The sequence below is a fragment of the Blastocatellia bacterium genome (genome assembly GCA_035275065.1).
Lineage (GTDB): Bacteria > Acidobacteriota > Blastocatellia > UBA7656 > UBA7656 > DATENM01.
Genome location: DATENM010000150.1, coordinates 60,600 through 79,041, shown reverse-complemented (window position 1 = coordinate 79,041; position 18,442 = coordinate 60,600). Strand labels below are relative to the sequence as shown.

Sequence of the window (18,442 nt, the reverse complement as noted above, 5' to 3'; positions counted from 1 at the left end):
GCGGCGACGCTTTTACTACCGCGTTGCGCCGGCGGATTCGAGGAATTTAGCCATCTCCGTCTGGCCGTTTTCAATCGCGTAGGTGAGCGCCGTCTTGCCGGCGTCGCTGCGGGCGTCGATCTGCGCGCCGTGCGCCAGGAGCAAGCGCGCGAGTTCCATCTGGCCGGTGGCGGCGGCTTCGTGCAGCGCCGTAAAGCCCGCCTGCTGTGCCGCGTTCACGTCCGCCCCGCGGGCGATTAGTAACTTGGATAACTCAGGCTGACGCGCCGCCGCCGCCGAATGCAGCGGACGCACTTTCATCGCGTTGTGCGCTATCTGGTTGACATCCGCGCCGCTCTCGATGAGCAGCCGAGTCGTCTCCGCGTGGCCGAAGAAGACCGCGAGCCCGAGCGGGTAAAATCCGTCCGGCGCGTACGTGTTCACTAAGCGCGGGGCTTTTTCGAGCAGGGCGCGAACCCTGTCGGTCCGGCCTGTCGCCGCCGCTTCAAAGACGTTCAACTCGATGCCGGTTGCGAGCAGCGCCTCGGCGACTTCGCGTTTGCCGTGATAGGTCGCCAGCAGCACGGCTGACGTGCCGTTCTTATCCGTGACGCGGGCAAGTGCGGCGTCCGTTTTGAGCATCTCTTTGACGCGCGCCGCGTCGCCGTTCGTCACAGCGGTCAAGAATTCGTCACTCATCTTGTTGTCCTTTTGCGCCGCCGGCGTCGTTGAAAAAACCAGCGCCGCGCAGCAGACCAGCCGCAGCACAGTTATCAATTGCTTGCCTGTGCGTTTGGTTTCCGACCCGGCCCCGCCTTTCGATCTGTCGTTCATCGTCTCCTCCCTGCTTCATTCAGGCGGCCCAAACCTGCGCAAGATGATTTCGGCGGCCTGTTGTTTTTCCTCTGCCGCCACGTCGAGCGGCGTGCGTCCCTGAGCGTCCCGCGCGCTCAACTGAGCGCCGCGCGCGATGAGTAGTTCTATCAACTCGACAGAGCCGGAGCCGGCGGCGTAATGCAGCGCCGTCCACCCGGCGCGCGGCCAGCCCGCGCCGGCACGCTTCGCGTTCACGTCGGCGCCGGCTTCGATGAGTCGGCGCGCCGCTTTGACCTGGCGTCCGAATAAGGCGGCATGCAGCGCCGTCACGCGCATCTCGTGCCGGGCGACAGCGTTGACGTTCGCACCGCGCGCCAGGAGCAACTCGACCGCTTCTGTGTGGCCGAAGTGGGCTGCCAGCATCAGCGGCGTGAAGCCTTCGGGCGAGTACGAATCAAGCGCGCGCGCGTCGCGCTCGATCAACTCGGCGACGCGCGCCGCGTGGCCAATCGCGGCGGCCTCATAAACGTCCGGCTCGCAGCCGGCGGCGCGCAGCAACTCAGCGACTTCGTAATGGCCTGAGTTCACCGCGAGGATGAGCGCCGTGTTGCCGAGCGGGTCGCGCGCCGTAAGCAAACGCGGGTCGCTTTCGAGCAGCGCCTTCACCGCCGCCGTGTCGCCGGCGCGCGCGGCTTTCAACAACACCATAACACGGGCCGCGAACGATTCATCGCGCGACGGTCGGCGCTCGCGCAGGTTCTCTTCAAAGACCTCAAGCAAACGCTCGCGCAGGTGGTGGCGCCCGTCGTGCAATCGTTTCTTCACCGTCGTCACCGGCACGCCGAGAAAGGCGCCGACCTCTTTGTGTGAATAGCCGCTGATGTAAAAGAGCAGCAGTGTCGCGCGCTCGTGTTCGGTCAATTGCTCGACAGCGCGGAGCACGCGCTCATTCATCTCTCGCTGCTCCAGTACCTCGGCTTGCGAGGGGCCAGTCGCTCGCATCCCGAATGCTTCAAGCGGCGCGGGCGGCGGCGGCTTGTGGCGAATGATGCGGTCGCACTGCTTGAAGACGATGCGCCGGAACCAGCCCGCGAACGCCGCCGGCTCGCGCAGTTGGTCGAGCGAGCGATAGGCTTCGAAGAAGGCTTCCTGCGCCGCGTCTTCGGCGAGTTGAAAGTCATGTAACAGGGCATAGCCATAGCCGACGGCCATGTCTTGAAAGCGCCGCACCAGCACGGTAAAAGCGTCCGCGTCACCCGCCCGGCTCTGCTCGACGAGCGCGGCAACGCTGTGCGAATCGGTCGTCAAGCTGTTCTCGCCCATCGCCTAAAGTAAAGTCCCAAACGCGCCGCAAAAGGTTACCACAGGCACGGGCTCTGGCGTCGCATCGGTGCGACGATGTATGACGGCATGCCGTGTGATAAAATCCTGCCGCATTATGCAAGGCTTCGACGTTGTCATCATCGGCGCGGGAGTGATGGGCGCGGCTGCCGCTTGCGAAGTCGCGGGCCGTGGCGCGCGCGTCGCCCTCATCGATCAAGCGCGGCTGCCCAACCCGCGCGCCGCCTCGACAGATCATTCCAAAGTCTTCCGCTTCGCTTACCCCGATACCTTGTATGCGGGGCTCGCGGTCGAATCGCTCGCCGGCTGGCAGGCCATTGAACAGGAGATGGGCGCGCATCTGCTGACGCCGACCGGCCTGCTGCTGATGGGCAAGGCCGAATCGCGGCTGGAAAGCGAAACCGCGGCGGCGCTACGGACGCTGGGGCTTGAAGCCGAGATGATGACGAGCGCCGAAACCGCGGCGCGCTTCCCACAATTCAACCCCGCGGCTTTCGCCCACGCCGTGCTAGACCCAAGCGGCGCAATCACCCATGCCGAGCGCGCCGTTACCACTCTGATCGCGCTGGCGCAGCGGCGCGGCGTCACGGTCATCGAATCCGCTCGTGTCACCGATATTGAATCGGCAGCCGGCGCGAAAGTAAGAATCCTTACAGAGACGGGCGAGGCGCTGGAATGCAGGCGCGCTCTGGTCGCTTCAGGGCCGTGGACGCGCCGATTGTTGCCGGCGCTCGCCCCGCACCTCGTGACGACGCGCCAGGAGATCGTCTACTTCGAGCCGCGCCGCGATCACGAAGCGTTCGCCGTCGGGCGCTTGCCGATCTTCATCGATTTCGGCAGCGGCTTTTACGGCTTCCCGATCCATCACGCCAACGCCATAAAGATCGGCAATCATCACCGTGGCCAGGCCGTAGAGATGGACGAAGAGCCCGTCGTAGGCGAAGCGTTTATCGCGCGCTGTCGCGAGTTCTTCGCCGAGTTCATTCCAGGGCTTGCCGACGCCGAGGTGCGCGAAACCCGCGTCTGTATTTATAACAACACGCCGGACGAAGACTTCATCGTTGATTGGCATACAGAGATTGAAAGCCTGTTGCTGGCGACCGGCTTTTCGGGCCACGGCTTTAAGTTCGGCCCGGTGATTGGCCGTATCACCGCCGACTTGTTGCTGAACGGTCGGACCCATTACGACATCAGGCGATTCCGCCTGGCGCGCTTCGCGCAATGAAGTGGGGTGGCGCAATCTGTTAGATTGCGCAGGGCTTCGCGCAATCTAACAGATTGCGCCACATTTCCAGAGGAGGCGAGATGGAAGGCTTGCATGGTGGCGCTGCGGTCATTAGTGACGAAGGCTACACACACACAGAAGGCGTGCGGCGCTATCGCATTCCCGTGTCCAGGGCGATGGGGGCGCGCGACATCGCGCAGGCGGTGAGCGTTTATGGCGAAGGGCTATCGGCGGCCTGGCGCAACCCGATTGCCGAAGAAGTCCTTTATGTCGCGAGCGGCGAGGGCGCTTGTTTGATTGACGGGCATCGTTACCCGCTCGCGCCGGGCACGGCGGTTTATCTGCCGCCCGCAAGCACCTGCCAGATAGACAGCCGCGGCGGGCTTGTCATCATCAGCGTGCGCTGTCCCGAAGACGATTCGCAAACAGTCGAGGCGGTTAGCGCCCTGCCGCTCGACACTAAACCGTTGCGCACCCTGCGCGAAGCGGATCAAAAATCGATTCCGACCGGCGACCGCACGTTCAAGCTGCTCTTCAATCAGGAAACCGGCGCCAGCCGCGTCACGCAATTCATTGGCGTCATCCCGCCAGGCCGCGCGCCGTTGCATCACCACACCTATGAAGAAGCGATTTACATTCTTGAAGGCGAGGGGCGGGTGTGGACGCAATCAGGTGACGCAAGCTTCCGAGCCGGTTCGAGCATCTACCTGCCGCGCGGCGTCAGCCACGCGCTTGAAAACACCGGCACCACAAACGTCCGCTTGCTCGGCGTCTTTCATCCTTCGGGAAGTCCGGCGACGCGCTACGATGATGAAGCATAAAAGAAAGACGCGGAGACGCGGGGAAAGAAAGATCGATAACTATCATCTATTTTTCCCTCGCCGCGTCTCCGCGTCTCCCCGTCCCCGCGTCACCGTGTCCCCGCGTCGCTTCCTCACTTCTGCTTGCGCGGCGATTCGTGCGCCAGAGCGGCGGCTAGCGGGCGGCCCTCTGCGGGCATGGCCACCGTGCCGTCGAGGAGGATCTTGCGCGGATCAATGGCTTCGCCATAGAAGTCGCGGATGTTGTCGGCATCCTGCCGCAGGGTTGCGCCTTCGAGGCTGACGCCGGCAAACAATCCCTTGGCGCGCGAGTAGCCGAGAATCTCTGCGTGCATCTGCACGTCGGTTTGCGCATTGGCGGTGCGGCCCACCGGCCCTGCGGCCACCGAAGCATCGGCGCCGAGCGTGAACTTGTCGCCGATCAGCTTATCGATGCCTTTGCGGTTCATGACCAGCAGGACGACATCAGTTTGTGAGAAGCCGATCTGGAAGCCGACGCTGCCGCCTTCGACGGTGATGAACGACGGCGCGGTCCAGTGACGATTCGACTTGCGGCACATGACGACGCCTTTGCCATACTTGCCGCCGAAACCGAGAGCGCCTTTCTTAAGGCCGGGGATGACGGCGACACATTCGGCGCGGTCGAGCAGGTCGTCGGGGATGGCCTTATCCGGCGTCCCCATGACTTCTTTGAAGACCTGGGCGGCGCGCTCCAAGCGCTGCACTTCATCCGAGCGCTTACCAGCAGCCAACGCCAGAGGGGAGATGAGCACGAGCAACAGCAGAGCTGTGAGCAGAGATTTCATCGATTATTCCTCCACGGTTGATAGTCCACAGGTGAAGCAAATTTTACATTACCGGCGTGATCTTGTCAGTCGCCCTCGCGGCGCTCAAGCGTCGCCCGCCGGGCAGGCCATCGAGCCTGGCGATGCGACCGCGCGGCCCAACCGCCCAGACCACGCCCGCGCGGGCCGCGACGCTGTTGTAATTCTCGCCGTCCAGCCGTGTCCAGCTCGCGCCGCCATCGGTCGAGTAATCGCTGCCCGAAGTGCCGACCGCGATCACGGTTAACGGCGCAACGTAAGCCGCGCCCGAACGATAGCCGGCGGGTCGCGACCCACGGCTCAGTTTCCAGGTGCGCCCGCCATCATCACTCAAGGCGATGTTGTCGCCGGCCTCCGTCGGCTTGCGGTAATCGCCGCCGACGATCACGCCATGCGTGGCGTCGTTGAAGGCGATTGAAAAGATGCCCGCCGATTCGACGCCGCTGCTAAGGGGCGCGCTCGTCACCGTCCAACTGCGCCCGCGGTCAGCGGAACGAAAGACGCGCGCCACCGCGCCGCCGGTGACAAACCATGCGTTCGCCTGGCCCTGGGCGATCAGACAGGTGCCGCTCGCGGCAAACCCGCCTTCGCCGTTTATTGCCGGCGGCAGGTTGGTCGCCGGCACGTCATTCCATGTCCTGCCGCCGTTATCTGTAGCAACCATCACAAAGCGGCCATTGACCGGGTCGCTCAAGGCGATGCCGTGGTCGCGATCCCAGAAAGCTATGGCGTCAAAGAAGGCTTCGGGCAAATGATTGGTGAACTGCAAGGCCCAGTGCGCGCCGCCGTCCGAAGTTTTATAGATGCGCGAGAGCTGGTCTTTGCCGGCGCTCAACAGGTAAGCGGTGTTGGCGTCAAAGGCTTCGACGTCGCGGAAGTCGAGCTGCTCGGCGCCCGGCACCTTGCCCGCCTGCCAGGTCGCGCCGCCGTCTGTCGTGCGCGTGAAGGTTCCCTGTGAGCCGCTCGCCCAGACGACCTGGGAGTTGACGACGCTCAAGCCGCGCAGGTCCGCCGTCGTATTGCCAGCTTGCGTGCGCCATTGCGCGGCGGCCGGGATGCACAGCAACAAGAGAAGCAAGGCTGTCGGTGCCGTGTTGAGAGGTTTCATGCGCATTCGCCTTTCGATCAGAAAATCATCGATCTCTGCTGCGCGCGCCAGCGCGTTTACGCCTCGCGCGCCGCCTCTGCCACGTCGAGCGACTCGATGTCATGCAGCCGGCGCACATCAATGGTCAGCATCTCCTGGCCGACGCGACGGTTGAAGACGTTGGCGAAGCGCGCATTCCAGATGAGATCATGAGCGGCGTAAGACGAGCGCGTGTGAACCATCTGCGAAAAGGTCTCGTCCATGCCGGTGAGCAGAATCAAGAACTCCGCGCTGCTGCGCCGCAGTTCGTCGTCGGTCAGCCCGTAAAGCGGGCTGCTCTCATCTATCGGGTGTACCACCGTCCAGCTCAGCGGGAAGAAGACGACGCGGTCGCGTTCAAGCTCCAGCGGGTAGAAGCGGCGAATGCTCTGGCCGTTTTCTTCTTCGAAGCGCGCAAACAAGACTTTGCAATTCAGCTCGACGATCTGATTCGAGCGCGCATTGACCATGCGGAACATGAAGGCGGTGATTTCGCGATAAGGCGCGATGACCGCTGCGCGGCTGAAGATAATTTGCGCCTTCGGGCGCGAGAAGCGCGCGAAGACCAGCCCGGTGATCAGCGCCGTGCCGAGGATGCCGACCAGCGCCTCGATGGTCACAATCGTATGCGCGGCGACGCCCGTCGGGCTGATGTTGCCATAGCCGATGGTCGCCAGCGTATCAACGCTGAAGAAGAAGGCGCGCAGGAATTGATTGCTGAGCCCGACCTCCGGCGGATTGCTAATGGCGCTGGGGCCGCAGAGCATGAAGGCGATGGCGAAGACGATGTTCGTCGCGATGTAGATGAGCGTCACGACGCCGAGGAAGCGCGGCCACGACATGGTCAGCAGCGTGTGATAGGGATTGAGCGCCGCCCAAAAGCTCAAGCCGCGCCGCGCGACGTTGAAGCTGCCGTCCGGGTTCAACAAGCGCTCGCGGCTCTCGCGCGCGACGACCGCGCCGAAGCCGAGGTCGCGGTTGACTTCCTCATGATTGATGATGGGCTGGATCGGCTTGCTCATCTTTGCCTGGCGTCACCGTCGCGCGTTGAGCGACTGGTCGTAGAGCTGAAGGTAAGCCCAATAATTGCTCATCACCCTGGCGACGTAATCCTTGGTTTCGGGGATGGCGATCTCGACCGTGAAGCGATCCACGTCGCTGGCGCGCGAGCGAAAGATCCAGCGCTCGACGTTCGCCTCGCCGGTGTTGTATGACGCGGCCACCGCGTAAGGGTTGTCGGGGAACATCCGCAACAGGTCACCGACATAGCGCGAGGCCAGGCGCACGGCGACGTCCGGATCATAAACGTCGTCCAGCTCGAAGCCCTTGATGCCTTCTTCGCCAGCGAGCTTCAACGCCGTCTCCTGAATGAACTGCACGAGACCGCGCGCCGCCGCGGGGCTTTTGACGCGCGGGTTGAAGCGGCTCTCTTGCCGCGCCAGCGACAGGACCAGCCGCGGGTCAATGTGATTCGCCTCGCCGTAGCGGTTGAGCGCATCACGATAAGGCGCAGGGTAGAGCAACTCGGCGAAGTCGCGCGGCAGCAGCTCGACGCGGTAATCTTGCGGGATCGTGCCGGCGACCGGCTCGGCAAAAGCAATGGCGAGCCATGCCTGATCGCCGCGGTTGCTGTAGACGGCGAGACTGTAACCTGTATCACCTGCCGGCGCGGCGCCCTGAGCCGTGCGCGGCGAGCCTTCGTCCGCCGAATCGTTCTCGCTTGCGGCACGCGCGGGGCTGAAGCCGCCGAGCCTTAGCTCGGTCGCGCCTTCGTCATATAAGCCGAGAAAAGTCAGCTCTGCCGCGAGCCGCGCATGGGTCGCATCCGCATTCGTTGACGCCGCCGCAAGCGCAGGCCGCGCCGCCTGAATCAAGCGAAAGCGCGCGCCGATGTTGTAAGCCGGCAGCTGGCTGTAACAGGCGCGCAGGATGCCGAGCAGATCACGCCGCGCCGTTTCATCGCCGGTCAGTCGCAGCGCCTGTGTCGCTGCGTCTTTCGCTTCCGTGTAGCGCGACGCCCGCAAGGCGGCGCGCGCCTGATCGCGATAACCGCGCGCCAGCGGCTCGATGATTCGCCTCCCTTCGTCGGTAGCGGCCAGGGCTTGCAAGCGGAGACTGGCGCGGTGGCCGAAGTAATTGTCGCGATCTTCGGGTATGGCCAGGTAAGCGCGCGCCGCTTCCTCCAAGCGCCCGGCCAGCTCCGTAGCGACCAGGCGCATAAACGACGCTTCGCCGCGAATCGGCGCGCTGACCAGTTTCGGCGTGATGGGCCGCGCCGCCACTTGCGTGAAGAGCGCGATGGCCGCCTCGAAATTGCCGCGCGTCAGTTCGATCTTGGCGCGATTGAACAAGCCGACGGTGGCGAGCGGCTGATTGGCAAAGCGCTCTTCGATGCGCTTCGACCAGAGGATGGCGTCGTCGTCTTTGCCGGCAAAGCGCAGGCAGTCGACGACGTTGCGGTAAGCGCCTTCGATCAGGTCGCTGGCCGGGTAGGCGGTGATGAATTCCATGTAGCGCCGCGCCGCCTCTTCATAGCGTAGCGCCTTCTGCAATGCCGTTCCCACCCAATAGTAACCTTGCTCACCTTCCTTCTTGGCGGCGAACTCTGTGTGAGCGCGCTCGAACCATTTTATGGCGTCGTCAAATTTGTCTTCGCGATAAAAGGTGTAGCCGGTTTGATAAACCGCCTCGGCGCGGTTGAGGCTGTCGGGGAAACGCTCGATGATGTCGAGCAAGTGGGCGCGCGCCTCCGACCAGTGGCGATTGAAGAGATAAATGCGGGCGCGGCGCAGCGCCTCGAACTCGTTGGGCTTGAGATCAGCGGCGCGGTCGAGCCCGTCAAGCCCGAGCGACGCGGCCAGCGCCGAATCGTCGCGTGACGCGCCGACCAGTTGATTGAAAGTCGCGCGCGCCGTTGCCGCGTCGCCGAGCTTCGCATACGCCTGCCCGAGCCGCGCCATCGCGCTGCGGCCGTGTCCACCCGAAGGTGAAGCCGCAGGCCGCAGCATGGCGATGGCGTCGCGGGCGTTGCCGCTTTCGAGGTGGCTATCGATCAAACGGCTGCGCGCCGTGGTCACGAGCGCGCTCGCCGGGTGAGCCGCAAGCAAGCGCGTCAGGTATTGCCGCTCAAGCGCGAGATCGTTTGCGGCTCGCGCTAACGCCGCCAGGTGCCAGAGCGCATACTCGGCCACAACCGAGTTACGATTGAGCAGACCGAGATACAAGGTCGTGGCTTCGGCCCGCGCGCCGCGCCGCTCGGCAAGCCGCGCCAGCAAGTAATCATAGTTGTTCGCGGCAAAGGCCGCGGGCGTTGTGGCGCGCAGGTCGCGGACCAGTTGTTCGGCGCGCTCAAAGTCTCGCACGTCCATCGCGGCGCGAATCTGGTCGGCGCGCGCCTGCAAGCTCTGCGCGCCGACGGCGGTCGCAAGGATAAGGAGAAGGACGAAAACAACAAACGGCAATCGGAACATCATACCCCTGGAATTCAACCGAAGAAGTAAGCTTCGAGCGTTTCGGCGTACAGCACAGAGCCCAGCACCAGCTCGTCAATGATGACGAACTCGTTCGGCACATGCGCCAGCTTGTCGTCGCCCGGATAATGCACCACCGAAGTGATGCCGGCGAAGAAGAGGTTCTTGGCGACGGTATTGCCGCCAAAGGTTTCGTACTTCATCGGCAGGTTCAAGCGCCGCGCCGCCGTGTCGAAGCTGCGCACGATGATCGAGTTCTTGTCCGACAGGTGCGGCTCGGTTTCGTGCAGCACCTTGATGCTCAGCTCGGCGTCGGGCGAGCGGCGGCGGGCGGCGGCGAGTTTCTCTTCAAGCTTCGCCAGCACCGCCTGCTTGCTGATGCCGCCAGGCAGGCGGAAGTCAATCGTCGCGCGCGCCACTGCCGGCACCGTGTTGGTCGAAGAGCCGCCCTGAATCGTACCGACGTTCATGGTCCAGCCGTCGAAGGCGCGGTCGTAGTTCGCGCCGAGGTCGAGCGACTTGACTTCGGCAAGCGCCTCGGCGAGCGGGATGATGGCGTTGCGGCCCAGCTCCGGCGTCGAGCCGTGCGCCTGGATGCCGCGGCTTTCGACCTCGACCCAGAGGATGCCCTTCTCGCCATAAATCGATAAGTCCATGCGCCCGCCGTCGGGGATAATGGCAACGTCGAACTTGATGCCGCACTCTTCGACCAGATAGATGATGCCGAGCTCGCTGCCCAGCTCTTCATCGGCGGCGGCGATCAGGTAGATCGTGCCGTCAAAGTCTGCGTGCTCGGTCAGAAAGGCTTTGCAGGCGGCATAGGCGCAGGCGAACGATCCTTTATCGTCGAGCGTGCCGCGCCCGTAAATGCGCCCGTCTTTAATCGTCGGCTCGAAGGGCGGCGTCTCCCACTGCTCCAGCTCGCCCGGCGGCACCACGTCCATGTGCGAGACGAAGCCGATGGATTTCGTCCCGCGGCCTTTGCGCCCGACGATGTTGGTGCGCCCCGGCTCTTTCTCGTAGTAGGCGACCTCCATGCCGAGCTGTTCAAGCGAGCGCGTGACGATCTCTTTGCAGAGGTGCTCGTTACCCGGCGGGTTGACGGTGTCCTGCCGAACCAGCTCGCAGACGATCTCGACGATCTCGTCGCGGTTAATGTGGCTGGCAAATTTCGACTCCATAATGTCTCCTGTTTCTTGTCGCCTTTGTTGAGTATAGACCGGCGGGCGCGGTCACGGAAGCGAAGCGCGATGCGCGTTTAAGCAGAGCGCGGAAAACTCTTGAACCCATTACCCGTGCATGCTATAACAGGCTCACCCGACGCATGCCCCTGCTGACGCCCGATCCCCTGCCGAACGTTTTGTCATCACGCTCGCAAACGTTCGCTTTGAAAACCAAGCGCAAGACAGTCGCGCTGATCCTGGCAACGCTCTCGCTTGCTTCGGTCTTTCGCTTAAGGAGAAGGAATGGCGGCTCCGGTCGTAATGTACGAAGAGGAATATGCGCAGCTCAAGGGCGCCATCACGCGCCTGTGCGCCGACGCCAACGCCAAGTTCGTCTTCCTGGTTGATAAAAATGGTCAGCAGATTGCCGCGCACGGGGAGATGCTCAACCTCGACACCACCAGCCTTGCCAGTCTCACTGCCGGCAACGTGGCGGCGACCGATGGCCTGGCACACCTGATCGGCGAGCAGGGCTTTCCGGTTCTATCGCACGAAGGCGAGCGCGACAACATTCATATTTCCATCGTCGCCAACCGCGTCATCCTGGTCGTCATCTTCGACGAGCGCAGCAGCCTCGGACTGGTGCGCTTGCGGGTCAAACGGGTGACCGCCGAGATGAACATGATCTTTGACGCCATTGACCGCAAGGTTGACCGCGAGCGCGAGATGGGCTTTGCGCTCGATTCGCCGTTTGCCGAGATTACCGAGGAAGACATCGACGCCCTGTTCAGTTAGACCGCGCGCCTTGCCCCTCAAGTAATGAGCGCTCCGGTAGCCGCACCCCGCTGACCGGCACTGCTATAAGGGATACAAGCCTTGACGTTCATCAACTACGCCTCGCGCGAGATCAATTGCAAGATTGTTTATTACGGGCCGGGCCTCGGCGGCAAGACCACCAACCTGCAATTCATCTATGATTCGACCGCCCAGCAAGCCAAGGGCAAGCTCATCAGCCTGGCGACGGAAACCGACCGCACGCTCTTCTTCGACTTCCTGCCGCTCGACCTTGGCACCGTGCGCGGCTTCAAGACACGCTTTCACCTTTACACCGTGCCCGGCCAGGTTTTCTATGACGCCAGCCGCAAGCTGATCCTTAAAGGCGTTGACGGCGTCGTCTTTGTCGCCGACTCGCAGCGCGAGCGCATGGACGCCAACGTCGAGTCGCTCTTCAACCTCGAATTGAACCTCAAACAGCATGGCTACGAGTTGACCAAGCTGCCATACGTGCTGCAACTGAACAAGCGCGACCTGCCGAACGTCGTCGCGGTCGAAGAGCTGAAGGCCGAGTTGCTGCGCCGCGACGAGCCGGTCTTCGAGGGCGTCGCCAGCCGCGGCGTCGGCGTCTTCGACACGCTCAAGGCGGTCGCCAAGCAGGTGTTGATGGAACTGCGCAAGAGCAGCGGCGGGTAAAGAAGCGGGGCGTGCCGGCACGCGGCAGGCCCCCGACAAATTTTGCTTGACGCGCACCGTGGCCGACAATATGATGTTGCCGCGCCCGGTGCAAGGTTCATAAAACCAATCACCGAACCGCTCAATCCTTCGTTACTTTCACTGGACGCGACCCGTTCACAGACGATAAACCTGTTTCCTTTGCTCATTGATCGGCAATGCCGCGGAAGGAGAAAGCCCTCATGGCCAAATCAGCGAAAGCTTCGCCGCGCTGGTTGCGTCTGTTGTTCGACCTGCTGCTCGGCGCCTTCCTTTTCGGATTGTTCCTGATCGTCTGGCTGCCGCCGGGCGGCGCGTCGAGTGCGGCGACAGGCGGCGCTCCAGCCAACGTGATGCCGATGCAAGGCACCAGCATCATCGCCAATATCAGTGGCTCGATCAGCACGACCGACCCGACCTTCACCGGCCCGCGCCATTTCCGCTCAGGCATTCCCGGCGACCGTATCTGCCAGACGTTCAGCGCGGTCGGCGCGCGGCACTACGACCAGTATTTCTTCACCAACACCTCGCCGACCTCACAGCGTGTTAGCGTCGCTTTCATTTCGGGCTGTGGGGGTAACACCTACGAGACGGCCTATAGCCCGCAGTTCGACCCGACAAACATCTGCAACAACTACCTGGCCGGGGCTGGCGTCTCCGGGAGTACAAACTGGGAATTCACCGTCTGCGGCAACAGCACGTTTTCGATCCTTGTCTATGGACTCGAACCCGGCGTGACGTGCGGCAGCTATCAGCTGGCGGTCGGCGGCACGAGCGCCATCGCCTTCAATGACCCTTTCACGAACTCGCTGTCGTCAGCCTCTTTTAACACTGACGGCGGGCCGTTTACGCGGGCCGATCAGACGCCCAAACAGTTAAAGCGGCAGTTGCGGGCCCTGGCTCATCCACATGGGTCTTTAATGCCCCGCCTGACGGCGGCACTTCCAGAAGGGGGGACCCCGCTGGTCGCCTCAATCACCGACTCAATTGATCTCACCGAGCCGACCTTTACCGGGCCGCGCCACCTTGAAAACACTGTCGGCGGCATCCCTGTGATCGGCTCGCCCAACTGCATCACCTTCGGGCCGGTCGGGACGCGCCACTATGACGAATACTTCTTTATGAATGACTCGCCGGCCAGTCAAAAGGTTTATGTCAGCTTCACCACCAGTTGCGGATTGTTGGGAATCTTCATGGCCGCTTACAGCCCGCAGTTCGACCCGAACAACATTTGTGCCAACTACCTCGGCGGAGTCAGTGGCTATCAGACGATCAATTGGGAGTTCACCGTCTGTCCGAACTCGCAATTCTCGATTGTCGTTTACAACACCACGTTGAACCAGCCGTGCGCCAACTATTCATACCAGGTCTACGGCAACGATCTCCGCTTCGTCGGCACGCAGACCGATGTGGGAGTCACAAAGGTCGGCCCGGCAGGCCCGGTCGCAGCCAACAGCGACATCACCTACGACATCACGGTCAGCAACAATGGGCCAGCGCCGGCTAACAACGTCGTGTTTACGGACCCGCTGCCGCCGGGTACGACCTTCCAATCGCTGACGTTGCTGACCAGCTACGGCACGGGCTTCACGCCGCCGACCTGCACCACGCCGCCGGTGGGCGGCACGGGGACGGTGACCTGTACGACGCCGACGCTGCCGTCAGTGCCGGGGACAGGGATTCCTACGTCGCTCGAATTCGCGTTGACTTTGCACATCACGCCGAGCGCGTCCCCGACGCTGACCAACACGGCGACGGTTGCGTTCCAGGGGATCGATACGAACCCGACAAACAATGTCGCGACGGCCAGCGTTCAGGTCACCAGCGCCTTCGACATCTGCTTGCAGGACGACTCAACCCCCTCGACCGTGCTGTTGATTAACTCGCACACAGGAGATTATCGCTTTTGCTGTAACGGCACAGCCTTCGCCGGCAAGGGGACATTAACCATCAGAGGCTCGACCATCACCTTACAGCACAACACGACAGACCGGCGCGTGCAGGCGACGGTTGACCTGAGTGTCTTCAAAGGCTCGGCGGCATTGCAGACGCCGCCTGGCGTGACCCGCTGCACGATCACTGACCGCGACGTTAGAAATAATACTTGTAATTGTCCTTGAGAGGGGATCAACGAGCCGCGGCCTGTTGCTTGAGCGCTTCGATGTGCGATTGGGCTTGCCGGATCACCGCCGCGTCAGCAGTCTGAGCGGCGACGGCCTGCCATTCGACGATGGCCTGTTGCGGCTGTTGGTCGGCTTCGTAGACCAGCGCCAAGGCGCGATGACAGTCGGCGCAGTTGCCGGCTGACTCTCGCAAGGCATGCAGCAAGCGCCGTCGCGCCTTGCGCAGCCTGCCGCGATTGACGAAGCGCTGCGCCTGTGCGAGCAGCCCTTCGATTGTCTCTTGCTCGTCGCCGCGCGCCCGCTTGAACAGGTCGCGCGCTTCGCCAGAGTAAGGATTGATCGTCAACGCCGTTTCGGCTTCGCGCATAGCCTGCGCCGCGTCACCGGCCATCAGCAAAGCCTCGCCCATCAACCAGTGACCATTAGCAAAGTACGGGTCGCGTCGGATCGCTTCGCCGGCCTCTTCGCGTAGCCCTGCGGCGTCTTTTGAAAGCCAGGCAAGGTAGGCAAGCAGCAGGTGGCTGGCATCGGGCGTCAACGTGTGTGACAACGACGCGCGCGCCGCCGCCGTCGCTTCGCGGATGGCCGCCTCGCGCGCCGCTGTCAGGCGCGCCGCTTCGGCTTGTGAGATGTTGGTTACATTCAGCCGCGCCTGCGCCACGTCGGCAAACAACGCCAGCGAGCGCGCCAGCTCGAACTGATATGCCCCGGTCGCCTCTGCGCTGTTAGCCGCGGCCCGGCCCGCCGCGAGCGCGCCATCGAAATCGCCGCCGAGCGCGGCAGCAAACGAGCGGCGCATCTCTACGTCTGCGCGCACCAGCACGAGCGCGTACCACGACACGATAACGAAGATGGTGACACCGGCCCCCGCGATCCCGCGATGCAGTAGACGCGTCGCCGGTCTTACGCCGCCATCAGCAGAGCGGCTGTCGTCGCGACGCACACCCATCACGACGTTGAAGGCCGCCTGCGCCAGCCCCGCGAAGGCGAAAAAATAAAGCCCCGTCGGAATCTGGTCAAAGATGAAAATGTTGTGCGCGGCGACGGCGGCGAGCGCCGCTATCAAGCCGGCGCATGTAATTTTCATCTCCCTGTCGGCGGCGCGGCGCGCGGCGATGGCCAGCCGCCAGAAAGCAGAGATTAGCACGGCAACATAAAAGATCGCGCCCGCCACGCCGTTCGAAACCGCCACGTCGAGATAGGCGTCGTGCGGGCTTTCGTTATTCGTTTGCGGCGCGAGCTGGGCAAGCTCCAGCGACTTGTATGGCAGGAAAGCCAATCGAAACCCTTCGGGGCCGCAGCCTGTAAGGCCATAAGCCGGGAGCATCGCCAGCGTGTCGCGCCACAAAAGCGTGCGGCCCGCACCGCTCGCGCCTTCGGCGATGGCAGCGCGGGCGCGCACAATGATCTGCCGCGACGCAGGGTTGACGGCGATCAACCCCAGCGCGCCGATGACGATAAGCGCCGCGACCGTTGCACGGCGCACGGCGCGGCGGTCGCGCCAGATCGCAGGCCCTTCCCGGCGTCTGCCTGCGGCCAGCGCCAGCGCCAGCGCTCCGACCGCAAGTCCGACGATGGCTCCGCGCGTACCGCTAAAGACGATGACAAGCGTCGAAAGCAGCGTCGCCACCAGCGCCAGCAAGCGGGCGCGCCCTTGCCGCGCCAGCGCGAGAGCGGCGCTCACGGGCGTCGTGTAGAGCAGAAAATTTCCGAGGTAATCGGCGTGCCCCAGTGTGCTGATGACGCGGACGACGCGCCCGGCGGCGGACGCGAAGGTATAGAGGTTCGCCGACATGAACGGGTCGCGTCCGAAGAACTGCGCGAAGCCGTAGGTGGCGACGACCAGCCCTGTGATTGTGACGGCCCAGAGCGTCTGTTGCAGCCGCGCCCGCGACTCGCCGATGATGATGACCAAGCTCAGGCAGCAGATCAGAAAGCACACGCGCGTCAGCAAGCCCATTTGATTCTCAAAGCTGCCGAACAACGCGAGGCGCGGCGCGACGCCGAAAGCGGTCGAGGTCGCGAGCGTCGCGACGTAGAGCAGGATGAGCAAGACATGCGGCGAACGCAGCAATCGCAATCGCGCGCCGCCGGGCGCAAACTCCGTCCATCCCATCAGGCCGACGAGCGCCGCCGAGCCAACGAGCAACACGACCACCTTCGGCAGCGTGAACGTGCGGTGTACCGCCGTGCTGAAGACCAGCGGCACCAGCGCCAGCAGTGCCAGGCTCACCGCAAACGCCAGCGCGCGGACAGGCGTTGTGGCCTTGGTTACAGAAGCAGGCTGGCGCGATGACTTCATGACGATTGTGAGATCAGGTGGCGCGCTTTCCGATCAGCGGGCGGCAAAAGGCGGCGCCAGCAAAACGAAGCTGGCGCCGCCTGCGGTTATCAATGCCTGGTGTCGCCGCCACGCCGCCCGGTCGCGCGCCGCGATGGGCAGGCCGGCGGGTCGCGGCGGGCTGCCGCGCTAATGCATCGCCCGATGTTCATTGACGCCTTTGATAATGTCGCCGACGGTCAAGAACTTCGGAATCGCGTCATCGGGTATCTTGATCTTAAAGGCTTCTTCCAGCCGCAGGGCGATGTTGAGCGCGTCGAGCGAGTCGGCGCCGAGGTCTTTCATCAGATGTGTCGCCGGCTCTAGCTGGTCGCGATCCACGCGCAGCTCCGCGACGATGATGTCTTTTACCGCGTCCTCGATTGTCTCAACCGCTTGTCTGGTCATAGCACTTTCCCTTCGATACAGCCGTCTCCGTATTGTCGAGTTTGGGGCCTGGATTTGAATTTCAAGGCGTACAGTTTACCCTTGAAAGGCGCGCACGACAAGCACGGCGTTGTTGCCGCCGAAACCGAACGAATTCGACATCGCCGTGCGCAGTGGATTGCTGCCGCTCACCCGCCGCGCCCCTTCGGTGATGTAATCGAGGTCGCATTGCGGATCGGCTTCCTCGTAGTTGATCGTCGGGGGGAGAATCTGATTATCAATCGCCAGCGTCGCGGCGATCAACTCAATTGCGCCCGCCGCGCCCATCGAATGGCCGATCATCGATTTGATCGAGTTTATGGGAATCTCGCGAGCGCGGTCGCCGAAGACGCGCTTGATGGCCTCGGTTTCGGACTGGTCGTTGAGCTTGGTGGCGGTGCCATGCGCGTTGATGTGATCGATCTCTGCCGGCGCAACATTCGCATCTTTGAGGGCGCGCAGGATGGCGTTCGCCTCGCCGTCGGGATCAGGAAAGGTGATGTGCGCGGCGTCGGCCGTCGAGCCGTAACCGAGAATCTCGCCATAGATCCGAGCGCCGCGCGCGACGGCCAGCTCCAGCGCTTCCAGCACGACGATGCCCGCGCCTTCCGACAGCACAAAGCCGTCGCGGTTGGCGCTGAAGGGCTTGCAGGCGCGCTCGGGCGGATCGTTCTTGGTTGACAGCACGCGCATGTCTTTCCACGCATCCATCACCACAGGGGTCACCGGAGCATCGGCGCCGCCGGCAATCATGCGGTCGGCGTGACCGTAGCGAATCAAGTGAAACGCCTGACCGATGGCGTTCGCGCCCGACGAGCAGGCGGTCGTCACCGTCAGGTTCGGGCCGCGCGTCTTGAAGCGGATGGCGATGTTTGAAGACGACGCGTTGTACATCGACTTCGGAATCGCAATGGCCGAGCGCCGGCCACGGCCATTCGAGAAGAAAGCGCCGCAGTACTCTTCAATCGAGCTCTGCCCGCCGAAGCCTGTCCCCAGCATCACGCCGACGTCATAGCTGTCGAGCTGGCCATTGGTCAGCCCGGCTTCGCCCGTCGCCATGCCGGTGGCCGCAATCGCCATCTGCGAGACGCGGTCGAGACGCGCCATCTCGCGGTCGTCGAAAAAGTCGAGCGGGCGAAAGTCGCGACAGACGCCGGCGATGTTCGTTCGCAGTCCCGAGGTGTCGAACTCTTCAATGCGCACAATGCCGCTGCGCCCGGCAGTGAGCGCCGACCAAACGACCTCGCGCCCGCAGCCCAGCGGGGTAATCAATCCGATGCCTGTTACGACGACTCGCCTCATAAAGAGTGACAAGTGACA

The 18,442-nt window shown here is 63.2% G+C and carries 16 protein-coding genes; 6 read left to right on the top strand and 10 right to left on the bottom strand.

Annotated elements, in window-relative coordinates:
* Nucleotides 1-15 precede the first annotated feature (15 nt).
* Nucleotides 16-813 carry an ankyrin repeat domain-containing protein gene (locus tag VJ464_27775; protein ID HKQ08953.1) on the bottom strand — a complete coding sequence of 266 codons (798 nt, stop codon included), beginning with the start codon at nucleotides 811-813 and terminating at the stop codon, nucleotides 16-18.
* A gap of 15 nt (nucleotides 814-828) precedes the next feature.
* On the bottom strand, nucleotides 829-2,118 hold the full coding sequence (locus VJ464_27770; GenBank protein HKQ08952.1) for a sigma-70 family RNA polymerase sigma factor: 1,290 nt from the start codon (nucleotides 2,116-2,118) through the stop codon (nucleotides 829-831).
* A 79-nt stretch (nucleotides 2,119-2,197) separates the two neighbouring features.
* On the opposite strand from VJ464_27770, the gene solA reads away from it, so the two are divergent.
* Together solA and VJ464_27760 are read left to right on the top strand one after the other, a co-directional pair.
* A complete protein-coding gene (solA, locus tag VJ464_27765) occupies nucleotides 2,198-3,361 on the top strand; it encodes an N-methyl-L-tryptophan oxidase (protein ID HKQ08951.1) in 1,164 nt (387 codons plus the stop codon).
* A gap of 80 nt (nucleotides 3,362-3,441) precedes the next feature.
* Nucleotides 3,442-4,182: a cupin domain-containing protein gene (locus tag VJ464_27760; protein ID HKQ08950.1), complete on the top strand. Its 741-nt coding sequence runs from the start codon at nucleotides 3,442-3,444 to the stop codon at nucleotides 4,180-4,182.
* A gap of 113 nt (nucleotides 4,183-4,295) precedes the next feature.
* On the opposite strand, the gene VJ464_27755 is transcribed toward VJ464_27760, so the two are convergent.
* Genes VJ464_27755 through VJ464_27735 form a run of 5 tightly spaced genes read right to left on the bottom strand, consistent with a single transcriptional unit; the run spans nucleotide 4,296 to nucleotide 10,783 of the window.
* The gene (locus tag VJ464_27755) at nucleotides 4,296-4,988 is read right to left on the bottom strand and encodes a lipid-binding SYLF domain-containing protein (protein HKQ08949.1); all 693 of its coding nucleotides are present in this window, start codon (nucleotides 4,986-4,988) and stop codon (nucleotides 4,296-4,298) included.
* Nucleotides 4,989-5,031: 43 nt separating this feature from the next.
* Nucleotides 5,032-6,114: a glycosyl hydrolase gene (locus VJ464_27750; GenBank protein HKQ08948.1), complete on the bottom strand. Its 1,083-nt coding sequence runs from the start codon at nucleotides 6,112-6,114 to the stop codon at nucleotides 5,032-5,034.
* A gap of 56 nt (nucleotides 6,115-6,170) precedes the next feature.
* Nucleotides 6,171-7,154, bottom strand: a complete 984-nt coding sequence (locus VJ464_27745) for an ion channel (GenBank protein HKQ08947.1) — start codon at nucleotides 7,152-7,154, stop codon at nucleotides 6,171-6,173.
* A 12-nt stretch (nucleotides 7,155-7,166) separates the two neighbouring features.
* A complete protein-coding gene (locus VJ464_27740; GenBank protein ID HKQ08946.1) occupies nucleotides 7,167-9,605 on the bottom strand; it encodes a transglycosylase SLT domain-containing protein in 2,439 nt (812 codons plus the stop codon).
* 11 nt (nucleotides 9,606-9,616) lie between these two features.
* Nucleotides 9,617-10,783 (bottom strand): M20 family metallopeptidase, encoded by a 1,167-nt coding sequence (locus tag VJ464_27735; GenBank protein HKQ08945.1) that lies wholly within the window; start codon nucleotides 10,781-10,783, stop codon nucleotides 9,617-9,619.
* 285 nt (nucleotides 10,784-11,068) lie between these two features.
* Between VJ464_27735 and VJ464_27730 the strand changes: the two genes are divergently transcribed.
* The 3 genes from VJ464_27730 to VJ464_27720 all read left to right on the top strand — a co-directional run bounded on the left by VJ464_27730 (nucleotide 11,069) and on the right by VJ464_27720 (nucleotide 14,373).
* Nucleotides 11,069-11,560 carry a roadblock/LC7 domain-containing protein gene (locus tag VJ464_27730; GenBank protein HKQ08944.1) on the top strand — a complete coding sequence of 164 codons (492 nt, stop codon included), beginning with the start codon at nucleotides 11,069-11,071 and terminating at the stop codon, nucleotides 11,558-11,560.
* Between the two features lie 81 nt (nucleotides 11,561-11,641).
* The gene (locus VJ464_27725; protein ID HKQ08943.1) at nucleotides 11,642-12,235 is read left to right on the top strand and encodes a GTPase domain-containing protein; all 594 of its coding nucleotides are present in this window, start codon (nucleotides 11,642-11,644) and stop codon (nucleotides 12,233-12,235) included.
* 221 nt (nucleotides 12,236-12,456) lie between these two features.
* The gene (locus VJ464_27720) at nucleotides 12,457-14,373 is read left to right on the top strand and encodes a DUF11 domain-containing protein (GenBank protein HKQ08942.1); all 1,917 of its coding nucleotides are present in this window, start codon (nucleotides 12,457-12,459) and stop codon (nucleotides 14,371-14,373) included.
* A 7-nt stretch (nucleotides 14,374-14,380) separates the two neighbouring features.
* Here the strand turns inward: VJ464_27720 and VJ464_27715 are convergent, their stop codons facing one another.
* Nucleotides 14,381-16,609, bottom strand: a complete 2,229-nt coding sequence (locus VJ464_27715) for an O-antigen ligase family protein (GenBank protein HKQ08941.1) — start codon at nucleotides 16,607-16,609, stop codon at nucleotides 14,381-14,383.
* 34 nt (nucleotides 16,610-16,643) lie between these two features.
* Here VJ464_27715 and VJ464_27710 point away from each other — a divergent pair, with 34 nt between their 5' ends.
* On the top strand, nucleotides 16,644-16,850 hold the full coding sequence (locus tag VJ464_27710; GenBank protein ID HKQ08940.1) for a hypothetical protein: 207 nt from the start codon (nucleotides 16,644-16,646) through the stop codon (nucleotides 16,848-16,850).
* Here VJ464_27710 and VJ464_27705 read toward each other — a convergent pair.
* Together VJ464_27705 and fabF are read right to left on the bottom strand one after the other, a co-directional pair.
* Nucleotides 16,847-17,104: an acyl carrier protein gene (locus VJ464_27705; protein HKQ08939.1), complete on the bottom strand. Its 258-nt coding sequence runs from the start codon at nucleotides 17,102-17,104 to the stop codon at nucleotides 16,847-16,849. The genes VJ464_27710 and VJ464_27705 overlap by 4 nt on opposite strands.
* 75 nt (nucleotides 17,105-17,179) lie before the next feature.
* Nucleotides 17,180-18,424 (bottom strand): beta-ketoacyl-ACP synthase II, encoded by a 1,245-nt coding sequence (gene fabF, locus VJ464_27700; protein HKQ08938.1) that lies wholly within the window; start codon nucleotides 18,422-18,424, stop codon nucleotides 17,180-17,182.
* Between the last annotated feature and the right edge of the window lie 18 nt (nucleotides 18,425-18,442).